Here is a 21,991-nt window from a genome sequence, read left to right as displayed (position 1 = left end):
GTGGCGCGGGTCCGGCACGGCGAGCAAGCGCTGGCCGCTGCCGGTACCCAGTCCGTCGTGGCTGCCGCCAAGCACCGCGAAAGTGGCGATCTGGTCGCCTACACCGTGCTGATCTGGCGCCCCGCCATTCCCGCGGCCGTCCTGCAGGATGACACCTTGGTGGTGGCCGCTCACCGTGGCCACGCGCTGGGCATGCTGGTTAAGATCGCCAACCTTCGGCGAGCCCAGGAGCGCTGGCCGGCGGCTAAGGTCGCGTTGACATGGAACGCCAGCGAAAACCAGCATATGCTGGCGATAAATGGCGCCCTTGGATTCATGCCAGCAGGTTATGAAGGTGAGTGGCAGAAACGGCTGGGGTGATGCGCCAATGGCAGGTGAGGTGACGATCGAGCAGCTGTGGATCCCGGACAACCTGGACGGGGCGGATGCTACTGACTTCCTGGCCGCCGTCGAGGTGGGCCGCAAAGTCCGGATGCAGACGTGGGGGAGCGATGACCTCGCCTATGGTCCACTGGAAAAACTGCTGGAGCTGCAGGACCCCTACGAACGGCAACTGATTTTGGTTGCCAAGGTGGCAGGCGAGATCGTCGGTGCGGTGGATATTGCGCTGCCCCTGACGGACAACCTTGACGTGGCCGAGTTCACCCTGGATATCCTGCCCGAGTACCAGCGCCAAGGTGTGGGGCGGCAATTGCTGCTCGCTGCCGAGCACTTGGTCCGCGGCGAGGGGCGCAGCATGATCCTCGTGGACACCAACCATCCCGGTGCATCGCTGCACGAGTTTGAGGAGGCCCAGCTGGTGCCCGGCTCGGGCCGTGGATTCGTGCCGCTGGAGAGCCGTGAAGTCGAATTCGCGCAGAAGACCGGTTACACGCTGCAGCACATCGAGCAGTTCAGCTCCTGCGCGCTGCCCCTGGACACCAAACTCGTGGCAGACCTGCAGGCGGAGGCGGACGATGCGAACCACGGCAGGTATCAGCTGCACCACTGGACCGACCGCTGCCCGGACCAGTGGTTGGAGGCTGTGGCGACCCTGGAGAACCAGGCGGGGGCCGACGTCGACCCTTCCCTGAGCGTGCCGGTGGAGCAGGATATGGTGTTCGACGGCGGCATCCTCCGCGAGGCGGAGGAGGTCACCATTGCCCAGGGCCGGCGCACGGTGGTCACCGCCGTGGAGGATCTCGCCTCCGATTCGCTGGTTGGCCTGACCACCATCAGCGTGCTGGCGCACCGAACTGACGTGGTTTTCCAGGACGACACCCTGGTACTCCAGGAGCACCGCGGCAACAAGCTGGGCCTGCTGATCAAGGTGGCCAACATGCAACGGCTGACCGAGCAGTTCCCCGACGCGCGGGTGATCTACACCTGGAACGCGCCGGAGAATCGCTACCTGCTGACAGTGAACCAGCAACTTGGTTTCAGCACGGCCGGCGTGACGGGGATCTGGCAGAAGGAACTTCCACTACTGCGGGCCAGTACCATGACCAGTTCCACCTGAACCGCCGATTTGGTGCAGGCGGCGTACCTCCCGTAAGCTGGGATGACCAAAGACCGTCGGTTGTTGGAAATCCACTCTCCTGAGCATCGCTCACTTCTGCAGTTGTGTGCGGGGGATCAAGTTGGTTTCCGGACGAAGGCCCCTCACGCAGGGCGGCCGGCGCAGGTGAACGAAGCAAAGTTCCGCGGTTTATCCGCGTTGAGCCAAGCCCCGTGCATCTGCGCGGGGCGTTTTTTTGTTTAGCGATCCTGAGGGGACCGTCGAAATACCGGCACTATCCCCGGAAGGAGTGTTATGGCAACGCCTAGCAAGGTTTCAGCAGTAGCTGAGATCACTAACGATTTCAACGAATCGAACGCCGCTGTCCTGACCGAATACCGTGGGCTCACCGTTGCACAGCTCAAGCAGCTGCGTGTTTCTCTCGGCCAGGACACCAAGTTCTCGGTCGTCAAGAACACCCTGACCGCCATTGCAGCCAAGGAAGCAGGCGTCGCAGCATTTGACGGCCAGCTTGCCGGCCCCACTGCAATCGCGTTCATCAAGGGTGACGCAGTTGCCGCTGCCAAGAGCCTGACGGATTTTGCCAAGACCAACAAGCAGCTTGTCATCAAGACTGGCTACTTCGAGGGCAAGGCACTGAACGCCACCGAGGTCGCCGCACTGGCTGCCCTCGAGTCCCGCGAGCTCCAGCTCGCCAAGGTCGCTGGCATTCTCAAGGCACCCGCTGCTGCTGCTGCACGCATCATCGATGCACTGCGCCTCAAGCTTGAAGAAGAGAACGGTGCACCGGCAGAAGCCGAGGCTCCCGCCGCTGAAGAAGCCCCCGCCGCAGAAGCTGAAGCGCCCGCCGAAGCCCCCGCAGCCGAAGAGAACTAACTCTTCTCCCCATAAGACTCCGGTGATCAGGCCCTTGTGCCGCGATCACCACAACAGGAAGGACGCCTACCATGGCGAAGCTCAGCAACGAAGAGCTCATTGAAGCTTTCAAGGAACTGACCATCATCGAGCTCTCCGAGTTCGTCAAGCTCTTCGAGGAGACCTTCGAAGTAACCGCCGCTGCTGTTGCAGTTGCGGGCCCCGCCGGTGGCGGAGCTGCTGAAGAAGCAGAAGAGAAGACCGAATTCGACGTCGTTCTCGAATCTGCTGGCGAAAAGAAGATCGCAGTGATCAAGGAAGTTCGTGCCATCACTTCCCTGGGTCTGAAGGAAGCCAAGGACGTTGTCGACAGCGCTCCGAAGGCCGTCCTCGAGGGCGTCACCAAGGAAGCTGCCGAGAAGGCAAAGGAGCAGCTCGAGGCTGCCGGCGCAACCGTTACCGTCAAGTAACGTTCGTCTTTTCCTCGGAAAACCCCGTCCACGGTTGTGGGCGGGGTTTTCTGCGTCTGGTGTCAGAGATGTCCGCTACCACCGCACCCAATGCAGCCACCAGCGCATCTGCGCCCACGAACGCGCTGAACCCATGCGCCCCCGCGCCGATGGAGATCCGCTTGCCGGCCACTGACGCGTCGGCATAGACAGGCCACGGATGGCTGCTGCCCAGCGGGGTGATGGTTCCCCGCTCGTAGCCGGTCGCCTCGAACGCCACCTCCGCGGCAGGCAGGGACAGCTTGTTGACGCCTACCAGTACCCGCAGCTTGGGCCAGGAAATTTGACGGTCACCGGGGATCAGGGCAAATAGGAACGTCCCATCCTTGCGCTTGACCACCAGGGATTTGACGACGTCGGCTGGCCGGATTCCCAGGAGTGCGGCGGCTTCCTCGAGGCTGCGGGCGCCGGGACGCGCCACCACCTCAACCTGCAGCCCCAGCTGGTCAGCACCAGCCAGGAACCGCCCGCGTCCGTCCAGCGGTACTCCCGCCATCAGTCGCGGAACAGCAGCAGCGCTTCGCCCTGACCGCCACCACCGCAGAGCGCGACGGCGGCCTTGCCCTTGCCGCGCCGGCTCAGTTCGTGCGCAGCCGTGACAGCCAGCCGGGCTCCCGAGGCGCCGATCGGATGCCCCAACGCGATCGCGCCGCCGTGGATGTTGCACTGTTCCATGGGGTAGTCCAAATCCTTCAGTGACTGCACGGCCACCGACCCGAACGCTTCGTTGATTTCGATGAAGTCCAGGTCGCCGGTGGTCCAGCCGGCACGTGCCAAAGCCGCCGCGATGGCATGTGAGGGCTGCGAATGCAGTGAATTGTCCGGTCCTGCTACCTGGCCGGGCTTTCCCACCACCGCCAGGTACTCAAGTCCATGCGCCTCGGCATAGCCCCTGCTGGCAAGGACCACGGCGGCAGCGCCGTCGGACAGTGGGGAGGAATTCCCTGCCGTGATGGTGCCGTCGGTGGCAAAGGCGGCCCGCAGGCCAGCCAGCGATTCGACGCTGGTGTTGGGCCGGATTCCTTCGTCGGCGGTCACGGGCAGGGGATCGCCCTTGCGCTGCTTCACGCTCAGCGGCACGAGTTCGTCGTCGAACACGCCGTTCTTGGCGGCCAGTGCGGCACGTTGGTGCGAGAGTGCAGCCACCGTGTCTTGCGAGGTCCGGTCAATACCAAGGGTGAGGTTTCGGGTCTCGGTGGACAAGCCCATCGACTCATCGTCAAAGGCGTCCGTCAGGCCGTCGTGGGCCGCCGAGTCGAGGGCCTGGATGGAGCCATAGGTCCAACCCTGCCGGGATCCGGGCAGCAGGTGCGGCGCGCGGGTCATGGACTCTTGGCCGCCCGCCACCACAACCTCCGCCTCGCCTGAGCGGATCAGCCGGGCACCGTCGATAATGGCGCTGAGCCCGGAGAGGCAGACCTTGTTGACGGTCACGGCTGGCACGTTCCAGCCGAGATCAGCGGCGATGCTGCTTTGCCGTGCGGGGTTCTGGCCCGCGCCGGCCTGCAAGACCTGACCCATGATGACGGCGCCTACATCGCCGATTTTCACCCCGCTGGCATCAAGTGCTGCCTTGATGGCCCGGGCACCAAGGTCCACGGCGGTGAAGCTGGCCAACTGGCCGTTGATTCGGCCCTGTGGAGTGCGCTTTGCTGCCAAAATGACAACGTCACTGTTGTCTGGGGATTGACCCATGGTGATGCCTTCCGATCCGGTCCGATTCACGTGCCTAAGGCTATCGTGATCACCGTCACGCAGCCATTCACAGCCCCCAATGACGTGGCCGGGCAGTCCTGCGGTCCACGGTAGGGGAGAGCTGCCCATGGTCACGGCGTGCACGACGGCGGCGCCCTGCGTAGGGTTGAGGGCGGAAGTTTCGCGGGGGCACCGTCCGCCCGCTGGCCGCACGAAGGGAGCGTACGTTGAGGAAGATCCTGGTTCTGGCCGCATTGGCAGGGGTGTTGGGAGTTTCTGCGTGTTCGGTGGCTACCCCGGCACCGTCGGAGGAGGGTTTGGGCTCCAGCGCTGCCGCTCAATCGCCGAACCCTACCCCTTCGGCCCCGCAGGGAGCGCTGACGACTGGAGCGCCGTCGTCGAACGCCAAAGAGGTCTGCGAGCAGTTCAACGCCCTTTATGCCGAATACGCTGCGTTGGAGGGTACAGACGCAGAGGGGTTCGAGGAAATCTACCGCGCGGCCGGCACCGCCCGTGAGGCCGTTGCTGGCAGTAGCGAGGCTGGCGATCTGGAGGGCTTGTTTGCTGCCCTGGGACTGCTGGCCATCGACCGCTCCAGCGCAGCGGGCTCGGGTGGGCAGCCGGAGCAGGCCTCCAAAGACGCCGTGCGCGACGCCGTGTTTGCGAACGCTGGCACCTGCACCGAAGCAGGGGTCACGCTCCAGCTCTGATCCACTGACCGTCCCCAGCCGCCCAAGCGCGGGCCGCTCTGCACCCTGACGGCAGAGTTCACTGTGCAGGGACTGTCCCTGCACAGTGAAGCCTTGTCTCGGCGTGCACGGGGGTACGGCAGGGGAGCGGCAGCGGGAAATTGGTCGGCAGGACCGGTGCTTGCAATCCAGCCAGAAGTGGGGTAGACAGGTAGGCTGCTTTGCCGTAATGTAGATATTTGCGTCTTCCCTGTTTACCTTCAGCCTTCATATAGCGGTGGGCTTTTGCCTGGCAGCTGGCTTCCAACGTGCCGTCGACAACGTCACAGGATGTCCAGTGCCGGCCCCGGGTCATATAGCGGAACCGGACTTGGTAGCACTGCGGATTCATTCCGCAGCGTCCAGCGGGGGAGATCTGAAAACGCCTGAAGGTCTGTGGAAGGATCCCTCTTGGTCGCCTCGAGCACCTCTAATAACGAAACCGCTAACACCGCCGACAGCACTGATGGTGCCACTCGCCGGCTCTCATTCGCAAAGATTCACGAACCTCTTGACGTTCCGAATCTCCTTGCCTTGCAGACGGACAGCTTTGATTGGCTGGTCGGCAACGAGCGCTGGCAGGCACGCGTGGCAAAGGCTGTCGAAGAAAACGACCTCAGCGTCGCCACGACGTCCGGCCTGTCGGACATCTTCGAAGAAATCTCCCCGATCGAGGATTTCCAGGGCACCATGTCCCTGAGCTTCTCCGATCCGGAGTTCGCTGACCCGAAGTACACCATGGCTGAGTGCAAGGACCGGGACGCTACGTACTCGGCTCCGCTGTACGTCAAGGCCGAATTCATGAACAACAACACGGGCGAAATCAAGCAGCAGACCGTGTTCATGGGTGACTTCCCGCTGATGACCGAGAAGGGCACCTTCGTCGTCAACGGCACCGAGCGTGTCGTTGTCTCGCAGCTGGTCCGTTCCCCGGGCGCTTACTTTGAGCGCGCCGCGGACAAGACCAGTGACAAGGACATCTTCACCGCCAAGATCATCCCGTCCCGCGGTGCATGGTTTGAGCTGGAGATCGACAAGCGCGACCAGGTCGGCGTTCGCCTCGACCGCAAGCGCAAGCAGTCCGTCACGGTGCTGCTGAAGGCACTCGGCTGGACCGAAGGCCAGATCCTCGAAGAATTCGGCCAGTACGACTCCATGCGGGCAACCCTGGAGAAGGACGCCACCGAAACCCGCGAAGACGCGTTGCTGGACATCTACCGGAAGCTGCGACCGGGCGAGCCGCCCACAGTCGAGGCTGCCCAGTCCCTGCTGGACAACCTGTACTTCAACTCCAAGCGCTACGATCTGGCCAAGGTTGGCCGCTACAAGATCAACCGCAAGCTTGGCATTGACCGCTCCCTTGGCGACAAGGAAGCTTCGGTCCTGCACGTTGAAGACATCGTTGCCATGATCAAGTTCCTCGTGGCGCTGCACGCTGGCGAGAAGACCCTCACCGGCAAGCGCGATGGCCAGGATCACGACCTCCGCGTCGAGATCGATGACATCGACCACTTCGGCAACCGCCGCATCCGCGCCGTGGGCGAGCTCATCGAGAACCAGGTCCGCACCGGCCTGTCCCGCATGGAGCGCGTTGTCCGCGAGCGGATGACCACCCAGGACGTCGAAGCGATCACGCCACAGACCCTGATCAACATCCGCCCCGTGGTTGCTGCGATCAAGGAGTTCTTCGGAACGTCCCAGCTTTCGCAGTTCATGGACCAGAACAACCCGCTGTCGGGTTTGACCCACAAGCGCCGCCTGTCCGCGCTTGGCCCGGGTGGTCTGTCCCGTGACCGCGCCGGCATGGAAGTTCGTGACGTGCACCCGTCCCACTACGGACGTATGTGCCCCATCGAAACTCCTGAAGGCCCCAACATTGGTCTGATCGGTTCGTTGGCTTCCTACGGTCGGATCAACCCGTTCGGTTTCATCGAAACCCCGTACCGCCTGGTGAAGGACGGCGTTGTTTCTGACAGCGTCCAGTACCTGACCGCAGACGACGAGGCTGAGGTGCTGATCGCCCAGGCAAACGCGCCGCTGGACGAGAACAAGAAGTTCGCCGAAGAGACCGTCCTGGTCCGCGCCCGTGGTGGTGGAGGCGAGCCCGTGCTCGTTCCCGCCGACGAGGTCGAGTTCATGGACGTTTCCCCGCGCCAGATGGTGTCAGTGGCTACGGCCCTGATTCCGTTCCTGGAGCATGACGATGCAAACCGTGCACTCATGGGTGCCAACATGCAGCGTCAGGCCGTGCCGCTGGTCCGTTCCGAGGCTCCTTTCGTGGGCACCGGCATGGAGCGTGCAGCAGCTGTCGACGCCGGCGACGTCACCATCGCCAAGAAGGCCGGTGTGGTCTCCGAGGTTTCCGCCGAACTCGTCATTGTGCTCAACGACGACGGCACGGAAACCAACTACCGCATCAACAAGTTCGCGCGCTCCAACCAGGGCAACTGCTACAACAACCGCGTCCTGGTCAACGAAGGTCAGCGCCTCGAGGTTGGCGGCATCATTGCCGACGGCCCCGCAACTGACCAGGGTGAGCTTGCCCTCGGCAAGAACCTGCTCGTGGCATTCATGTCATGGGAAGGCCACAACTTCGAGGACGCCATCATCCTCTCGCAGCGCATTGTTGCCGAGGATGTCCTCTCTTCCATCCACATCGAAGAGCACGAGATTGATGCCCGCGACACCAAGCTTGGTGCCGAGGAAATCACCCGTGACATCCCCAACGTCTCCGAGGAAGTCCTCGGCGGCCTGGACGAGCGCGGCATCATCCACATCGGTGCAGAGGTCGAAGCCGGCGACATCCTGGTAGGTAAGGTCACGCCCAAGGGCGAAACCGAACTGACCCCGGAAGAGCGCCTGCTGCGCGCCATCTTCGGCGAGAAGTCCCGCGAAGTGCGTGACACGTCCCTGAAGGTTCCGCACGGCGAGTCCGGCACCGTCATCGGTGTCCGCGTCTTCGATCGTGACAACGACGACGAGCTGCCTCCGGGCGTGAACCAGTTGGTCCGCGTCTACGTGGCTGCCAAGCGTAAGATCACCGACGGCGACAAGCTCGCCGGCCGTCACGGTAACAAGGGCGTCATCTCCAAGATCCTGCCGATCGAAGACATGCCCTTCCTTGCCGACGGTACCCCCGTTGACATTGTCCTGAACCCCTTGGGCGTTCCAGGCCGTATGAACGTGGGCCAGGTCCTCGAAACGCACCTCGGTTGGGTCGCCAAGACCGGCTGGAAGATCGAGGGCGAGCCCGAGTGGGTCAAGCAGTTGCCGAACCTGCCGCGCGAGAGTGGCCAGACCACTGTTGCAACGCCGGTGTTCGACGGCGCCCGGGAAGAAGAAATCACGGGCCTGCTCGATTCCACCAACGTCACCCGCGACGGCGATCGCCTGATCGATTCCTCCGGTAAGACCCGGTTGTTCGACGGCCGCTCCGGCGAGCCGTTCCCGGATCCGATCTCCGTGGGCTACATGTACATCTTGAAGCTCCACCACTTGGTGGACGACAAGATCCACGCGCGCTCCACCGGCCCGTACTCCATGATCACGCAGCAGCCGCTGGGTGGTAAGGCACAGTTCGGTGGCCAGCGCTTTGGTGAGATGGAAGTGTGGGCGCTCGAAGCATACGGCGCTGCCTACACGCTCCAGGAGCTCCTCACCATCAAGTCCGATGACATCCATGGCCGCGTGAAGGTCTACGAAGCCATCGTCAAGGGCGAGAACATCCCCGAGCCGGGCGTTCCTGAGTCGTTCAAGGTCTTGATCAAGGAAATGCAGTCACTGTGCCTGAACGTGGAAGTCCTTTCCACCGACGGAACCACAATTGAAATGCGTGACTCTGATGACGCAGTCTTCACGGCTGCGGAAGAATTGGGCATCGATCTGTCTCGTGCAGAGCCCAGTTCCGTAGAAGAGGTCTAGCAGGCGAGGTGCCGGGGAAAGCGAGCTGCTTTTCCCGGTGCCCCACCTCCCGCTTCGACGTAACCCAAGACTTCAGAATTTAGAGAACAAGAGAGAACAGGGACCATATGTCCAGCGAATCCTCCTTCGGCCTCATGCAAATCGGCCTTGCCACCGCGGAAGACATCCGTGGTTGGTCATACGGCGAGGTAAAGAAGCCGGAAACCATCAACTACCGCACGCTCAAGCCTGAGAAGGACGGACTCTTCTGCGAGAAGATCTTCGGCCCGTCCCGGGACTGGGAGTGCTACTGCGGTAAGTACAAGCGCGTCCGCTTCAAGGGCATCATCTGTGAGCGTTGCGGCGTCGAGGTGACCCGCGCCAAGGTCCGCCGTGAGCGCATGGGCCACATCGAACTGGCTGCACCGGTCACCCACATCTGGTACTTCAAGGGTGTCCCCTCACGCCTTGGCTACCTTTTGGACCTGGCACCGAAGGACCTTGAAAAGGTTATCTACTTCGCTGCCTACATGATCACCAGCGTCGACGAAGACTCGCGTCACGAGGAACTGCCCAACCTGCAGGTTGAGCACGACATCGAGAAGAAGCAGCTCATCGACAACCGAGACTCGGACATCGCCGCGATTGCCCGTGACCTTGAAGGCGAAATTGCTCGCCTTGAGGGCGAAGGCGCCAAGGCAGCCGACAAGAAGAAGGCCCGCGACTCTGCCGACCGCCAGATGGCGAACGTTCGTAAGCGTGCCGACGCCGACATCGAGCGCCTCGAGCAGGTCTGGGACCGCTTCAAGAACCTCAAGGTCGCTGACCTTGAGGGCGACGAAGGCCTGTACCGCGAACTGCGTGACCGTTACGGCATGTACTTCGAAGGTTCCATGGGTGCCGAGGCCATCAAGAAGCGTCTTGAGAACTTCGACATGCAGGCCGAGTCTGACCTGCTCCGCGACATCATTGCCAACGGCAAGGGCCAGCGCAAGACCCGTGCCCTCAAGCGCCTGAAAGTGGTCAACGCGTTCCTGACCACCAACAACAGCCCGCTTGGCATGGTTCTGGACGCCGTCCCGGTGATTCCGCCGGAACTGCGCCCCATGGTGCAGTTGGATGGTGGCCGCTTTGCGACCTCCGACCTCAACGACCTCTACCGTCGTGTGATCAACCGCAACAACCGTCTCAAGCGACTGCTTGACCTGGGTGCTCCGGAGATCATCGTCAACAACGAGAAGCGCATGCTTCAGGAAGCTGTTGACAGCCTCTTCGACAACGGCCGCCGCGGCCGCCCCGTCACTGGTCCGGGTAACCGCCCGCTGAAGTCGCTCTCCGACATGCTCAAGGGCAAGCAGGGTCGTTTCCGCCAGAACCTCCTCGGCAAGCGCGTCGACTACTCCGGCCGTTCGGTCATTGTTGTCGGTCCGCAGCTGAAGCTGCACCAGTGTGGTCTGCCCAAGCAGATGGCGCTGGAGCTCTTCAAGCCGTTTGTGATGAAGCGCCTGGTTGACCTCAACCACGCCCAGAACATCAAGAGCGCGAAGCGGATGGTTGAGCGTTACCGCCCGCAGGTTTGGGACGTGCTCGAAGAGATCATCACCGAACACCCGGTGCTGCTCAACCGTGCACCCACCCTGCACCGTCTCGGCATCCAGGCGTTCGAGCCGCAGCTTGTTGAAGGCAAGGCAATCCAGCTTCACCCGCTGGTTTGTGGCGCCTTCAACGCCGACTTCGATGGTGACCAGATGGCAGTCCACCTGCCGCTGAGCCCCGAAGCCCAGGCTGAAGCCCGCATTCTGATGTTGTCCTCGAACAACATCCTGAAGCCTTCTGATGGCCGTCCGGTCACCCTGCCTTCGCAGGATATGATCATTGGCCTTTACCACCTGACCACCAAGCGTGTTGGTTCGGCTGGCGAAGGCAGGGTCTTCGGTTCCGTAGCGGAAGCCATCATGGCCTACGATCTGCGCGAACTGCACCTGAACTCCAAGGTCAGGATCCGCCTCGAGGGCTTCGTGCCCTACGCAGGCTGGGAAGCTCCCGAGGATTGGGAGCCGGGCCAGGTTGCGCTGGTGGAAACCTCCCTCGGACAGGTCATCTTCAACCAGACCCTGCCTGCTGACTACCCCTGGGTAGAGAACGTTGCTGACAAGGGCGAACTGTCCACGATCGTCAACGATCTTGCCGAGCGTTACCCGAAGGTTGTGACAGCGGCAACGCTGGATAACTTGAAGGATGCTGGCTTCTACTGGGCAACCCGCTCTGGCGTCACCGTGGCCATCTCGGACATCGAGGTGCCCAAGGAGAAGCCGGTCATCCTGGCCGGTTACGAAGAGCGCGCTGCCAAGATCCAGGGCCAGTACGACAAGGGCTTGATCGACGATGATGAGCGTCGCCAGGAACTGATCGAAATCTGGAACAAGGCCACGAACGAAATCGCCCAGGTGATGCGTGACAACCTTTCCCCGATGAATACGATCAACCGCATGGTTTCATCTGGTGCTCGTGGTAACTGGATGCAGGTTCGCCAGATCGCGGGTATTCGTGGCCTGGTGGCCAACCCTAAGGGTGAGATCATCCCGCGTCCCATCAAGTCCTCGTACCGCGAGGGCCTGTCGGTGCTGGAATACTTCATCGCTACGCACGGTGCCCGTAAGGGTCTGGCCGATACCGCGCTGCGTACCGCCAACTCGGGTTACCTGACCCGTCGTCTGGTGGACGTTTCGCAGGACGTCATCGTTCGTGAAGAGGACTGCGGTACCGAGCGTGGTCTGGTGACGGCCATCGCCGTCGCTGACGCCAACGGCGAGCTGGTCTTGGATGAGAACGTCGAGAACAGTGCCTACGCACGTACCCTGGCTGTCGACGTCGTCGATTCCAAGGGCACTGTGCTGGCTGCTGCTGGCACGGACTGCGGCGACGTGGTCATTGCCGAGCTGTTCGCTGCCGGCATCACCGAAGTCAAGGTCCGCTCTGTGCTCACCTGTGAGTCCAGCGTCGGCACCTGCGCCTTGTGCTACGGCCGCTCGCTGGCCACCGGCAAGACGGTGGACATCGGCGAGGCTGTCGGCATCATCGCCGCACAGTCCATCGGTGAGCCCGGCACCCAGCTGACCATGCGTACGTTCCACACCGGTGGTGCTGTCTCCGCCGGTGGTGGCGACGACATCACCCAGGGTCTGCCACGTATCCAGGAGCTTTTCGAAGCCCGTACTCCCAAGGGTGTCGCCCCGATTGCTGAAGCAGCCGGCCGCATTACCATCGAAGAGTCCGAGCGCCAGATGCGCCTGGTCATTACGCCCGACGACGGCACCGAAGACATCGCTTACCCGGTACTTCGCCGTTCACGGCTCCTGATCGAAGATGGCGATCACGTCACCGTCGGCCAGAAGCTGATCAACGGGCCTGTCGACCCCAAGCAGGTCCTGCGCATCATGGGTCCGCGTGCAGCACAGAAGTTCCTCGTGGACGAAGTGCAGGGCGTGTACCTCAGCCAGGGCATTGGCATCCACGACAAGCACGTCGAAGTTATCGTCCGCCAGATGCTCCGTCGTGTGACGGTCATCGAGTCCGGTGAATCGGATCTGCTGCCCGGTGAGCTCGCCGAGCGCAGCCGGTTCGAGGATGCGAACCGTCGCGTGGTATCCGAGGGCAAGACACCGGCATCCGGGCGTCCCGAGCTCATGGGTATCACCAAGGCCTCCTTGGCCACCGAGTCTTGGCTGTCCGCAGCTTCCTTCCAGGAAACCACCCGCGTCCTGACGCAGGCGGCCATGGAAGGCAAGAGCGATCCGCTGCTCGGCCTCAAGGAGAACGTCATCATCGGTAAGCTGATCCCCGCCGGCACGGGCCTCCCGCGCTACACGGAGATCAACGTGGAGCCCACTGAAGAAGCAAAGGCCAACCTGTTCACCGGCCCCAGCGCATTCAGTGACTTCTCGTACGACACCTTGGGTGGCGACGGAGCTCCTGAGTTCCACGCCATCCCTTTGGATGACTACGATCTGGGCAGCGACTTCCGCTAGCCACCAGAGTACGGGGTTGGTCCCGCACCGTATGGTGCGGGACCAACCCCGTTTAAGGGCCACGAATCAACCGTGTTAGACTGTGTGTAATTGTTCTGTGTGGCAGTGGATGATAGCCGCCGCAGCATCATTTTGGTTTTGTTCTCATGATGCTGGGTGGAGCTTGTTTCCGGGTTGCGGGTAAAGTGCGCAACGAATGCCACGCTTTTGCACGCCTACGCACGTTTTAGACGCTGCAGGTGCAAAGAGCAACGCCAAAACTTTTGTGCTTGGGCTGGCGCCCGAGCGTGACGGTAGAGATCAAACCAACGGAGAACACGAGAGTGCCTACGATTAACCAGCTGGTCCGTAAGGGCCGCACGCCTAAGGTCAAGAAGACCAAGGCCCCCGCGCTGAACGGCAGCCCCATGCGCCGCGGCGTTTGCACCCGCGTCTACACCACCACCCCGAAGAAGCCGAACTCGGCTCTGCGTAAGGTGGCACGTGTGCGCCTCAATGGTGGCATTGAAGTCACCGCCTACATCCCCGGTGTAGGTCACAACCTGCAGGAGCACTCCATTGTGCTCGTTCGCGGTGGTCGCGTGAAGGACCTTCCGGGTGTCCGTTACAAGATCGTCCGTGGCGCCCTCGATACCCAGGGTGTGAAGAACCGTAAGCAGGCACGCAGCCGTTACGGCGCAAAGATGGAGAAGAAGTAATATGCCTCGCAAGGGTCCGGCCCCGAAGCGGCCGCTAGTTATTGATCCCGTTTACGGCTCCCCATTGGTCACCCAGTTGATCAACAAGGTTCTCGTTGACGGCAAGAAGTCCACCGCAGAGCGCATCGTTTACGGTGCCCTAGCCGGTGCTCAGGAAAAGTCGGGTGGAGACCCGGTTGCTGCCCTGAAGAAGGCCATGGACAACATCAAGCCGAGCCTTGAGGTGAAGTCCCGCCGTGTTGGTGGCGCCACCTACCAGGTTCCGGTTGAGGTCAAGCCGGGCCGCGCAACTGCGCTGGCCCTGCGCTGGCTCGTTGGCTACTCGAAGGCCCGTCGTGAGAAGACCATGACCGAGCGCCTGCGCAACGAGATCCTGGATGCCTCCAACGGTCTCGGTGCCGCTGTGAAGCGTCGCGAAGACACTCACAAGATGGCCGAGTCCAACAAGGCCTTCGCACACTACCGCTGGTAATACCTTGACGGACGCCGCCGGCTCTACCGGGCCGGCGGCGAACGTTTAGTCCATCCGAAAGGGAGACACCGTGGCACAGGACGTGCTTACCGACCTTAGTAAGGTCCGCAACATCGGCATCATGGCCCACATCGATGCCGGCAAGACCACCACCACCGAGCGCATCCTTTTCTACACGGGTGTGAACCACAAGATCGGCGAAACGCACGACGGCGCTTCGACCACTGACTGGATGGAACAGGAAAAGGAACGCGGCATCACCATCACGTCTGCCGCCGTGACCTGCTTCTGGGATAACAACCAGATCAACATCATCGACACCCCTGGCCACGTTGACTTCACCGTTGAGGTTGAGCGCTCCTTGCGCGTCCTCGACGGCGCTGTCGCCGTTTTCGATGGCAAGGAAGGCGTTGAGCCCCAGTCTGAGACCGTTTGGCGCCAGGCTGACAAGTACAACGTCCCCCGCATCTGCTTCGTCAACAAGATGGACAAGCTCGGCGCTGACTTCTACTTCACCGTAGACACCATCGTCAACCGACTCGGCGCCAAGCCGCTCGTGATGCAGCTGCCTATCGGTGCCGAGAACGACTTCATCGGCGTCGTAGACCTGTTGCACATGCGTGCCCTGGTCTGGCCTGGCGACTCCAAGGGTGACGTCACCATGGGTGCCAAGTACGAGGTCCAGGAGATCCCGGCTGACCTGCAGGCAAAGGCTGAAGAGTACCGCGCAGCGCTTATCGAAGCCGTTGCAGAGTCCTCCGAAGAACTCATGGAGAAGTACCTCGAAGGCGAAGAGATCTCGATTGACGAGCTCAAGGCCGGCATCCGCAAGATGACCATCAACTCCGAGCTTTACCCGGTGTTCTGTGGTTCCGCGTTCAAGAACCGTGGCGTTCAGCCGATGCTCGATGCTGTCATCGATTACCTGCCGAACCCGCTCGACGTCCCGCCGATGATCGGTCACGATCCTCGGGACGAAGAGAAGGAACTGACCCGCAAGCCTTCTTCCGACGAGCCGTTCTCGGCCCTCGCCTTCAAGATTGCGGCACACCCCTTCTTCGGCCAGCTCACCTTCGTTCGCGTGTACTCCGGTCACGTGGAAGCAGGCGCACAGGTGGTCAACTCCACCAAGGGCAAGAAGGAACGCATCGGCAAGCTGTTCCAGATGCACGCCAACAAGGAAATGCCCGTTGAGGGCGCTACCGCCGGCCACATCTACGCAGCGATCGGCCTCAAGGACACCACCACGGGTGACACTCTGTGTGATTCACAGAACCAGATCGTGCTTGAGTCCATGAGCTTCCCGGAGCCCGTGATCTCGGTTGCTATCGAGCCCAACACCAAGGGTGACCAGGAGAAGCTCTCCACGGCCATCCAGAAGCTCTCGGCTGAGGACCCCACCTTCCAGGTGTCCCTCAACGAGGACACTGGCCAGACCATCATCGCCGGCATGGGCGAGCTTCACCTGGACATTCTGGTGGACCGCATGCGCCGCGAATTCAAGGTCGAGGCCAACGTTGGCAAGCCGCAGGTTGCGTACCGCGAAACCATCAAGAACGTTGTTGCGCGGCACGACTACACGCACAAGAAGCAGACCGGTGGTTCAGGTCAGTTCGCAAAGATCCAGATCGCCATCGGCCCTCTGGACACGTCCGAAGGCGAGCTGTACGAGTTCGAGAATAAGGTCACTGGTGGCCGTATTCCCCGCGAGTACATCCCGTCCGTGGATGCCGGCATCCAGGATGCGTTGAACGACGGCGTCTTGGCTGGCTACCCGGTGGTGGGCATCAAGGCAACGTTGATCGACGGCGCATACCACGATGTTGACTCCTCGGAAATGGCGTTCAAGATCGCTGGCCGGATGGCTTTCAAGGAAGCTGCCCGCAAGGCGAACCCTGTCCTGCTTGAACCGCTGATGGATGTCGAGGTCCGCACCCCTGAGGAATACATGGGTGAAGTTATCGGTGACCTCAACTCCCGTCGTGGCCAGATGCAGTCCATGGAAGATGCTCAGGGCGTCAAGGTCATTCGTGCACACGTCCCGTTGTCCGGCATGTTCGGCTACATCGGTGACCTGCGCTCGAAGACCCAGGGTCGCGCTGTGTACTCCATGACGTTCCACAGCTACGCGGAGGTCCCCAAGGCGTTTGCCGACGAGATCATCCAGAAGAACCGCGGCGAGTAGTACCAACGCTCGCAGCAAACAAAAACTCGGGTGCGCTTCCGTCAGGAAGATGCAGCCGGTGCAGGTGGCCGAAACGGTTTCGGCCCAATCGGCCACCTGCGCGAACAAGCTTTGGGGACTAGTATTAGTTCCTGAATCTGCAATTTCACCAATCCAAAGCCCCCCAAGTAGACTTACCTGAGTTTCTGCCGCGATCAGCGCGGTTGAAGGGTATGTCATTTGAAAACGTTCTAGGAGGAACCTGTGGCAAAGGCAAAGTTCGAGCGGACTAAGCCGCACGTCAACATCGGCACCATTGGTCACGTTGACCACGGTAAGACGACGCTGACGGCCGCCATTTCCAAGGTGCTGTACGACAAGTACCCGACTCTCAACGAGAAGCGCGACTTCGCGTCGATCGACTCAGCTCCCGAAGAGCGCCAGCGTGGTATTACCATCAACATCTCCCACGTGGAGTACCAGACCGAGAAGCGCCACTACGCACACGTAGACGCCCCCGGCCACGCTGACTACATCAAGAACATGATCACCGGTGCTGCACAGATGGACGGCGCAATCCTCGTGGTTGCTGCTACCGACGGCCCGATGGCTCAGACCCGCGAGCACGTTCTGCTTGCCCGCCAGGTTGGCGTTCCCTACCTGCTGGTCGCGCTGAACAAGTCCGACATGGTTGATGACGAAGAGCTCCTCGACCTCGTCGAAATGGAAGTTCGTGAGCTGCTCAGCTCGCAGGGCTTCGATGGCGATGAGGCTCCTGTTGTTCGCGTTTCCGGCCTGAAGGCTCTGGAAGGCGATCCCGAGTGGGTCAAGTCCGTTGAGGACCTGATGGCTGCTGTGGACGAGTCCGTTCCGGATCCCATCCGTGACCGTGACAAGCCGTTCCTCATGCCTATCGAGGACGTCTTCACCATCACCGGCCGTGGCACCGTTGTAACGGGCCGCGCCGAGCGTGGCACCCTCGCCATCAACTCCGAGGTCGAGATCGTCGGCATCCGCCCGGTCCAGAAGACCACGGTTACCGGTATCGAGATGTTCCACAAGCAGCTCGACGAAGCATGGGCTGGCGAGAACTGTGGCCTCCTGCTCCGCGGTCTGAAGCGTGACGATGTTGAGCGTGGCCAGGTTGTCGTGAAGCCGGGTTCCATTACCCCGCACACCGACTTCGAGGCTAACGTCTACATCCTCTCCAAGGACGAAGGCGGGCGTCACAACCCGTTCTACTCCAACTACCGCCCGCAGTTCTACTTCCGCACCACGGACGTAACCGGCGTTATCACCTTGCCCGAGGGCACGGAAATGGTTATGCCTGGCGATAACACTGAGATGACCGTTGCGCTCATCCAGCCCATCGCTATGGAAGATGGCCTCGGCTTCGCTATCCGCGAAGGCGGCCGCACCGTTGGTTCAGGACGTGTCACCAAGATCGTCAAGTAGTCTTCTGACTATTTGATCCGCCGGCTTGGCCGGTTGATCGCGAAGGAATACCCCGTTGCCTTGCAGCGGGGTATTCCTTTGCTACAGTTAATCCATTCATTTGATTTATTGCTTTGCCGCGCGCTGCCTGAAAGGCTACGGACATGAGGGACGAATCGTACGAGGCAGGCTATCGGGCCGGGCATTTGCAAGGCTGGCGTGATGCGCTGGCCAAGGTTGCCCAAGACCAGGTAGTCCCGAGCCAACCGTCCCAGCCCGCGTTTCTGGTACAAGGGCATTTTGTTCAGCCCGCGACGACGGCGGGTCAGCAGTTCGCGCAGCCGGCGACGTCGGCGGGTCAGCAGTTTGTTCAGCCCTCGACGACGGCGGGTCAGCAGTTCGCGCAGCCGGCACCGTCGGCGGGCCGGCCGTCCGTGCCGCCCCCCGCCGTCGTGCGTCAAGGAATCCCGCGGGAAACACCGGCACAGCAGCGCGAACGACGCGCCCGCAGGGACCGGCAGAACATCAACATCACCCTGTATGTGGCCAGCCTTCTTCTGGTGGCAGCGGCCGCCCTTTTTATTGGCACTGGCCTTTCGTCGACCCTGCGTTTCGCCGGGGTTGGCGCCGTGACAGCCCTGTTCTACGCGACGGGGCTCATCCTGCACGCCCGGGTGCCGCGCCTCAAACCTGCTGCGGTGGCTTTCGCCGGAACGGGCTTGGCGTTGATCCCGGTCTCCGGGCTGGCTCTCTTCAACTTCGCGTGGAGTGACGGGCCCGCGGTGTGGCTGCTTACGTCAGTGGTGGGCACGGTCGCCTATGCAGTGGCCGCACTGAGGCTGGACAGCAAGGTGCTGGCCTACCTGTCATTGACGTTCGTGGTGTCCAGCGCCTGGTCTGGGGCGGCCGTCTTGGGGGCCGCACTGGTGTGGTATTTCGTGGCGCTGATTGGCGTTTCTGTGCTGTTGACGGCACTGTCCTTACTGCGTCCGAGCTGGCTGCCACCGCTTTACGTCAAGCCCTTGGCGGACCTGCACCCGTTTGTGGTGCCCGCAGTCGCAGTAGCCGTCAACGCCTTTCCACTCTTCATCTCAGGTGCGGAGTATGCGCTGGTGATGGGCCTTTGTGGCGTGTACTTCGGTGTGGCTGCGATGGTCCCTGCGAGCCGTGCCAGAGTTCTCAACTACCTCGCGGCGAGGGCAGCGCTGAGCATTGCTGCCGCTGTTGGCGTCACTGAGGTCACTGGGCGCGCTACCGACGGGTTGTTCGCCGTTTCCGTGCTTCTTGGCCTGCAGGCGCTGGCTGTTGCCTTCACCGCAGGACGGTTGAGCGTGTGGTTTCCGCTTCCGGCTCCCCGCACGGAGCAAGGGAAGGCGCCCAGCCCAACACCGGCCTCGAAGGAGTGGGAATCCACGCGTTGGCGCTTCGACGCCTTGGGCACGTATGCAGCCCAGTTCCTGGCGGTAGCGGCACTCGGCGCCGTGACGGGCATTCGCCACATCGACGGGCTGGCCCTCGGCGGCGTTCCCTTGTGGGTGGCCCTGGTGCTCGTCCTGCTGACAGGGATGGTCCTCGCAGCGAAGCTGCTGAACGAAGCCGAGTTCGCGCCGCACGTGGCGTTGGTGCTGGCAGGGCTGCTGGTAGCACCCGCGGGGGAGTGGGCCCTCGCCGGAATGCTGGCAGCCGCAGCCGGTTACTGGCTGGTGCGGCGACGAACAGCGCCAAGCATGGCACTGATGATGGATCTCAGTGCGCGGCTGGCGGTGACGGCTGCGGTCCCCGTCATTGCGGCAGCCATGATCACAGGCAGCCCGCAGCCTGCAGTCGTGTGGTCGAGCTTGTTGGCAGCCGCAGTGGCTCAGCAGGTGCTAACGGTCATGATGCTGCGTCGAAGCCTCCCCGCGCTGGCACCGAACGCCAGCTTGGCTGGGTTGACCGGCCTTGGCGTGGCGACCTGCGTGGTGTTGATCGCTGAAGGTCCTGCCTGGGTTGCCACCGCGGGCATGTTGGTTCAACTGGTGGTGGTCTTGGCTTGTGGCCTACTCCTGGTGGTCCGTCCCACCGGCTCGCTAGAGTGGCAGGCGAGCATTGCCGAAGTGCTGCCGCTGGTCGTGGCGGGGTTGCTGATTGCCGTGGCGTTGGTGGCGCTCACGCCCGAGGCCGGTCTGTTCGGACTGCTGCTGCTCACCTGCTACCTCCTGCTGACTGCGGTCAGGATGCCCAGGCTCATGCACCGTTGGAGCTACTGGTGGTTGGGCCGACTTGGTGGAACCTTGTTCCTGTTGTTGGCCCACGCCGAGTACGTCCCGGACCTGCTGGCGCCGGAAACCGCGCTGGTGTTGGTGCTGGCCCTACAGCTTCCGTTCCCGCTCATCGCTGCCATCCGGGGGACTGCGCCGCAGGCAGTTGTGGTCGATGGTGGCATCCTGATTGCCCTGCAGCTGGTGGGCTGTGCACTGCTGGCCCCGCTGCGCGTGGGCACATGGGAGCCACTCGCCGTCCTGCTGGCGGCCGCAGCCTCGGCGATGGCTGCTGGCTACCTGCTGCGGGAGCGGCGCGGTACCGAATGGTTTGCACCAGTGGCTTTCCTTGCTTTGGGTGCCGCTTCGCTGGGTAGTATGCCGCTGATCGAGATCCTGTTGGGCGGGTTTGGCGCCTTCGCGGCCGTGATGGTGGTTGCAGCGCCGCACGCCCTGCGTAAAGGGTGGTATTTCGTGGTGGCGCGCATATCCGCCGCTGCCCTTGCCCTTGTTTTCACGTACGACGCCGGGGCCTCGCCGGCGATCGTTTCGCTCACCTTCGCTTCCGTCCTGGCTGCGCAGCACGTGCTCCGCTGGTTGATGCGTCGCCGCCTCGTTGAGGTGCCGTTCCAACAGGCAGCGGTGTGGATTACCTTGGCGGGGCAGGCGGTCCTGCCGGTCGCCTTTGCCTGGCGCTACGGTGGCGCTGGCGACGCGGCCGATGCTGGCCGCTGGGTGCTGCTCGTCGAGTGGCTCCTGCTGTTGCTGTCCGCAGTGGTGGCTCGCCGGCTCTTCGCCGCGCGAGGTGCGTTGTTCTTTGGGGTCGGCGCCATCCTGGGAGCCGTCCTGGCGTTGAGCCCGCTGGTCAGGCTGGCTCCAGCTCCATTCCTGGATCACGCCGGCACTGTGGTGCTGCTTCTGCTGTTGGGGCTCGCGGCGTGCGCCGCGCGGGTTGCCGGCCGGCAGCACTTCGCAGGGGACCTGCAGGTAGCGGGTGCGGAACGTTGGCTCTGGCTGGCTGCCGCTGGAACCTATTCCCTGGTGGGGCTCGTGCTCGCACCCTGGGGTGCCGACTGGTTGGTGGGAACCGCTGTCCTGGTTGTGGCAACGGTGTCGTTTACCGTCTCGCACGTGGAACGGATTCCTGTCCTCTACCCAGTTGCTGTCCTGGCCACCCTCGTTGGGGCGCTACTGGTGACCAATGTGCTGTTCGGCAGCACTGCCGTCGGTCCCGTCATGGGGAGTAACTGGAATCGCTACGCGCCGTGGCTGGCCGGACCTGGCCTGGCTGCGGCCGGACTGCTCGCGGCCAGGTGGCTGCGCGAGTCAGCGTATCGCGACGATCCCATCCGTCGCTGGTCGCTAGCGGGCGGTGCGCTGGTAGGCCTGACGATGGTGGCTGGCGCGGGGCTGTGGCGGGATGCCACGTCGTGGACGGCAGCGATTGTGGTGGCCGCCGCCGTCGTGGTTGCCGTCCTTGAGGTGCCGGCACCGTCGCGCCGGATTGCACTGGAAATCGGCGCGGTCGTGGTCGTGGCAGCGCTGCAGCGGGCTACTATCTTTCGCGTGGATGAAGCCACCGGGCTCCGGATGGAGAACCTGCCGGATCCGTTCTGGGTGCTGCAGTGGTACGTGCTGCTGGCTGGTGTGCTGGCCGGGCTGCGGTACGTATCCAGCCAGCGTCGGCTGGGGCGAATCTATCTGGCTGTTGCTGCGGGCCTGCTGACGCTCAGCGGGCTCGGAATCTTGGCTGGCGGGGGAGGCGGGGCG

General features: G+C 62.5%; 14 protein-coding genes. 12 read left to right on the top strand and 2 right to left on the bottom strand.

The genetic code is table 11. The features are described from left to right. From PSET11_RS16855 to rplL, 4 genes are all read left to right on the top strand, one after another. Positions 1-360, top strand: coding sequence for a hypothetical protein (locus tag PSET11_RS16855; RefSeq protein WP_238989040.1), 360 nt, complete (start codon positions 1-3; stop codon positions 358-360). Between the two features lie 7 nt (positions 361-367). Next, the gene (locus PSET11_RS05265; RefSeq protein WP_124091123.1) at positions 368-1,498 is read left to right on the top strand and encodes a GNAT family N-acetyltransferase; all 1,131 of its coding nucleotides are present in this window, start codon (positions 368-370) and stop codon (positions 1,496-1,498) included. A 294-nt stretch (positions 1,499-1,792) separates the two neighbouring features. Beyond that, a complete protein-coding gene (rplJ, locus tag PSET11_RS05260; protein ID WP_124091065.1) occupies positions 1,793-2,374 on the top strand; it encodes a 50S ribosomal protein L10 in 582 nt (193 codons plus the stop codon). Positions 2,375-2,445: 71 nt separating this feature from the next. Beyond that, a complete protein-coding gene (rplL, locus tag PSET11_RS05255) occupies positions 2,446-2,823 on the top strand; it encodes a 50S ribosomal protein L7/L12 (protein ID WP_124091064.1) in 378 nt (125 codons plus the stop codon). Here the strand turns inward: rplL and PSET11_RS05250 are convergent. Both PSET11_RS05250 and PSET11_RS05245 read right to left on the bottom strand, forming a co-directional pair. Next, positions 2,816-3,358, bottom strand: a complete 543-nt coding sequence (locus PSET11_RS05250) for an aminoacyl-tRNA deacylase (protein WP_124091063.1) — start codon at positions 3,356-3,358, stop codon at positions 2,816-2,818. The two genes, rplL and PSET11_RS05250, sit on opposite strands and share 8 nt — an antisense overlap. Continuing rightward, complete coding sequence (locus PSET11_RS05245; protein WP_124091122.1) at positions 3,358-4,557, bottom strand: acetyl-CoA C-acetyltransferase; 1,200 nt, start codon at positions 4,555-4,557, stop codon at positions 3,358-3,360. Before PSET11_RS05245 ends, PSET11_RS05250 begins: the two co-directional genes overlap by 1 nt. A 227-nt stretch (positions 4,558-4,784) precedes the next feature. Between PSET11_RS05245 and PSET11_RS05240 the strand changes: the two genes are divergently transcribed. From PSET11_RS05240 to PSET11_RS05205, 8 genes are all read left to right on the top strand, one after another. After that, positions 4,785-5,267: a hypothetical protein gene (locus PSET11_RS05240; protein WP_124091062.1), complete on the top strand. Its 483-nt coding sequence runs from the start codon at positions 4,785-4,787 to the stop codon at positions 5,265-5,267. Positions 5,268-5,696: 429 nt separating this feature from the next. Further along, complete coding sequence (gene rpoB, locus PSET11_RS05235; protein WP_124091061.1) at positions 5,697-9,206, top strand: DNA-directed RNA polymerase subunit beta; 3,510 nt, start codon at positions 5,697-5,699, stop codon at positions 9,204-9,206. A 107-nt stretch (positions 9,207-9,313) separates the two neighbouring features. Beyond that, the gene (locus PSET11_RS05230; protein WP_124091060.1) at positions 9,314-13,213 is read left to right on the top strand and encodes a DNA-directed RNA polymerase subunit beta'; all 3,900 of its coding nucleotides are present in this window, start codon (positions 9,314-9,316) and stop codon (positions 13,211-13,213) included. 323 nt (positions 13,214-13,536) lie between these two features. Beyond that, a complete protein-coding gene (rpsL, locus tag PSET11_RS05225; RefSeq protein ID WP_018773658.1) occupies positions 13,537-13,911 on the top strand; it encodes a 30S ribosomal protein S12 in 375 nt (124 codons plus the stop codon). 1 nt (position 13,912) lies between these two features. Next, positions 13,913-14,383: a 30S ribosomal protein S7 gene (gene rpsG, locus PSET11_RS05220; RefSeq protein ID WP_124091059.1), complete on the top strand. Its 471-nt coding sequence runs from the start codon at positions 13,913-13,915 to the stop codon at positions 14,381-14,383. Between the two features lie 70 nt (positions 14,384-14,453). Further along, the gene (gene fusA, locus PSET11_RS05215) at positions 14,454-16,568 is read left to right on the top strand and encodes an elongation factor G (protein WP_124091058.1); all 2,115 of its coding nucleotides are present in this window, start codon (positions 14,454-14,456) and stop codon (positions 16,566-16,568) included. Between the two features lie 243 nt (positions 16,569-16,811). Beyond that, the gene (gene tuf / locus PSET11_RS05210) at positions 16,812-18,002 is read left to right on the top strand and encodes an elongation factor Tu (protein WP_124091057.1); all 1,191 of its coding nucleotides are present in this window, start codon (positions 16,812-16,814) and stop codon (positions 18,000-18,002) included. Positions 18,003-18,145: 143 nt separating this feature from the next. Beyond that, positions 18,146-21,991 (top strand): hypothetical protein (locus tag PSET11_RS05205; protein WP_124091056.1); only part of this gene is annotated, 3,846 nt, incomplete at its 3' end.

This window comes from Arthrobacter ulcerisalmonis, from assembly GCF_900609065.1.
Classification (GTDB): domain Bacteria; phylum Actinomycetota; class Actinomycetes; order Actinomycetales; family Micrococcaceae; genus Arthrobacter; species Arthrobacter ulcerisalmonis.
Note: the sequence above shows the minus strand (reverse complement) of the source record. Positions and strands in the feature narration are given on the sequence as shown.

What these genes read in the sequence shown, in the direction of transcription:
- PSET11_RS05265 (WP_124091123.1), top strand. Translation starts at nt 368, where the DNA reads ATGGCAGGTGAGGTGACGATCGAGCAGCTGTGGATCCCGGACAACCTG.
- rplJ (WP_124091065.1), top strand. Translation starts at nt 1,793, where the DNA reads ATGGCAACGCCTAGCAAGGTTTCAGCAGTAGCTGAGATCACTAACGAT.
- rplL (WP_124091064.1), top strand. Translation starts at nt 2,446, where the DNA reads ATGGCGAAGCTCAGCAACGAAGAGCTCATTGAAGCTTTCAAGGAACTG.
- PSET11_RS05250 (WP_124091063.1), bottom strand. Translation starts at nt 3,358, where the DNA reads ATGGCGGGAGTACCGCTGGACGGACGCGGGCGGTTCCTGGCTGGTGCT.
- PSET11_RS05245 (WP_124091122.1), bottom strand. Translation starts at nt 4,557, where the DNA reads ATGGGTCAATCCCCAGACAACAGTGACGTTGTCATTTTGGCAGCAAAG.
- PSET11_RS05230 (WP_124091060.1), top strand. Translation starts at nt 9,314, where the DNA reads ATGTCCAGCGAATCCTCCTTCGGCCTCATGCAAATCGGCCTTGCCACC.
- rpsG (WP_124091059.1), top strand. Translation starts at nt 13,913, where the DNA reads ATGCCTCGCAAGGGTCCGGCCCCGAAGCGGCCGCTAGTTATTGATCCC.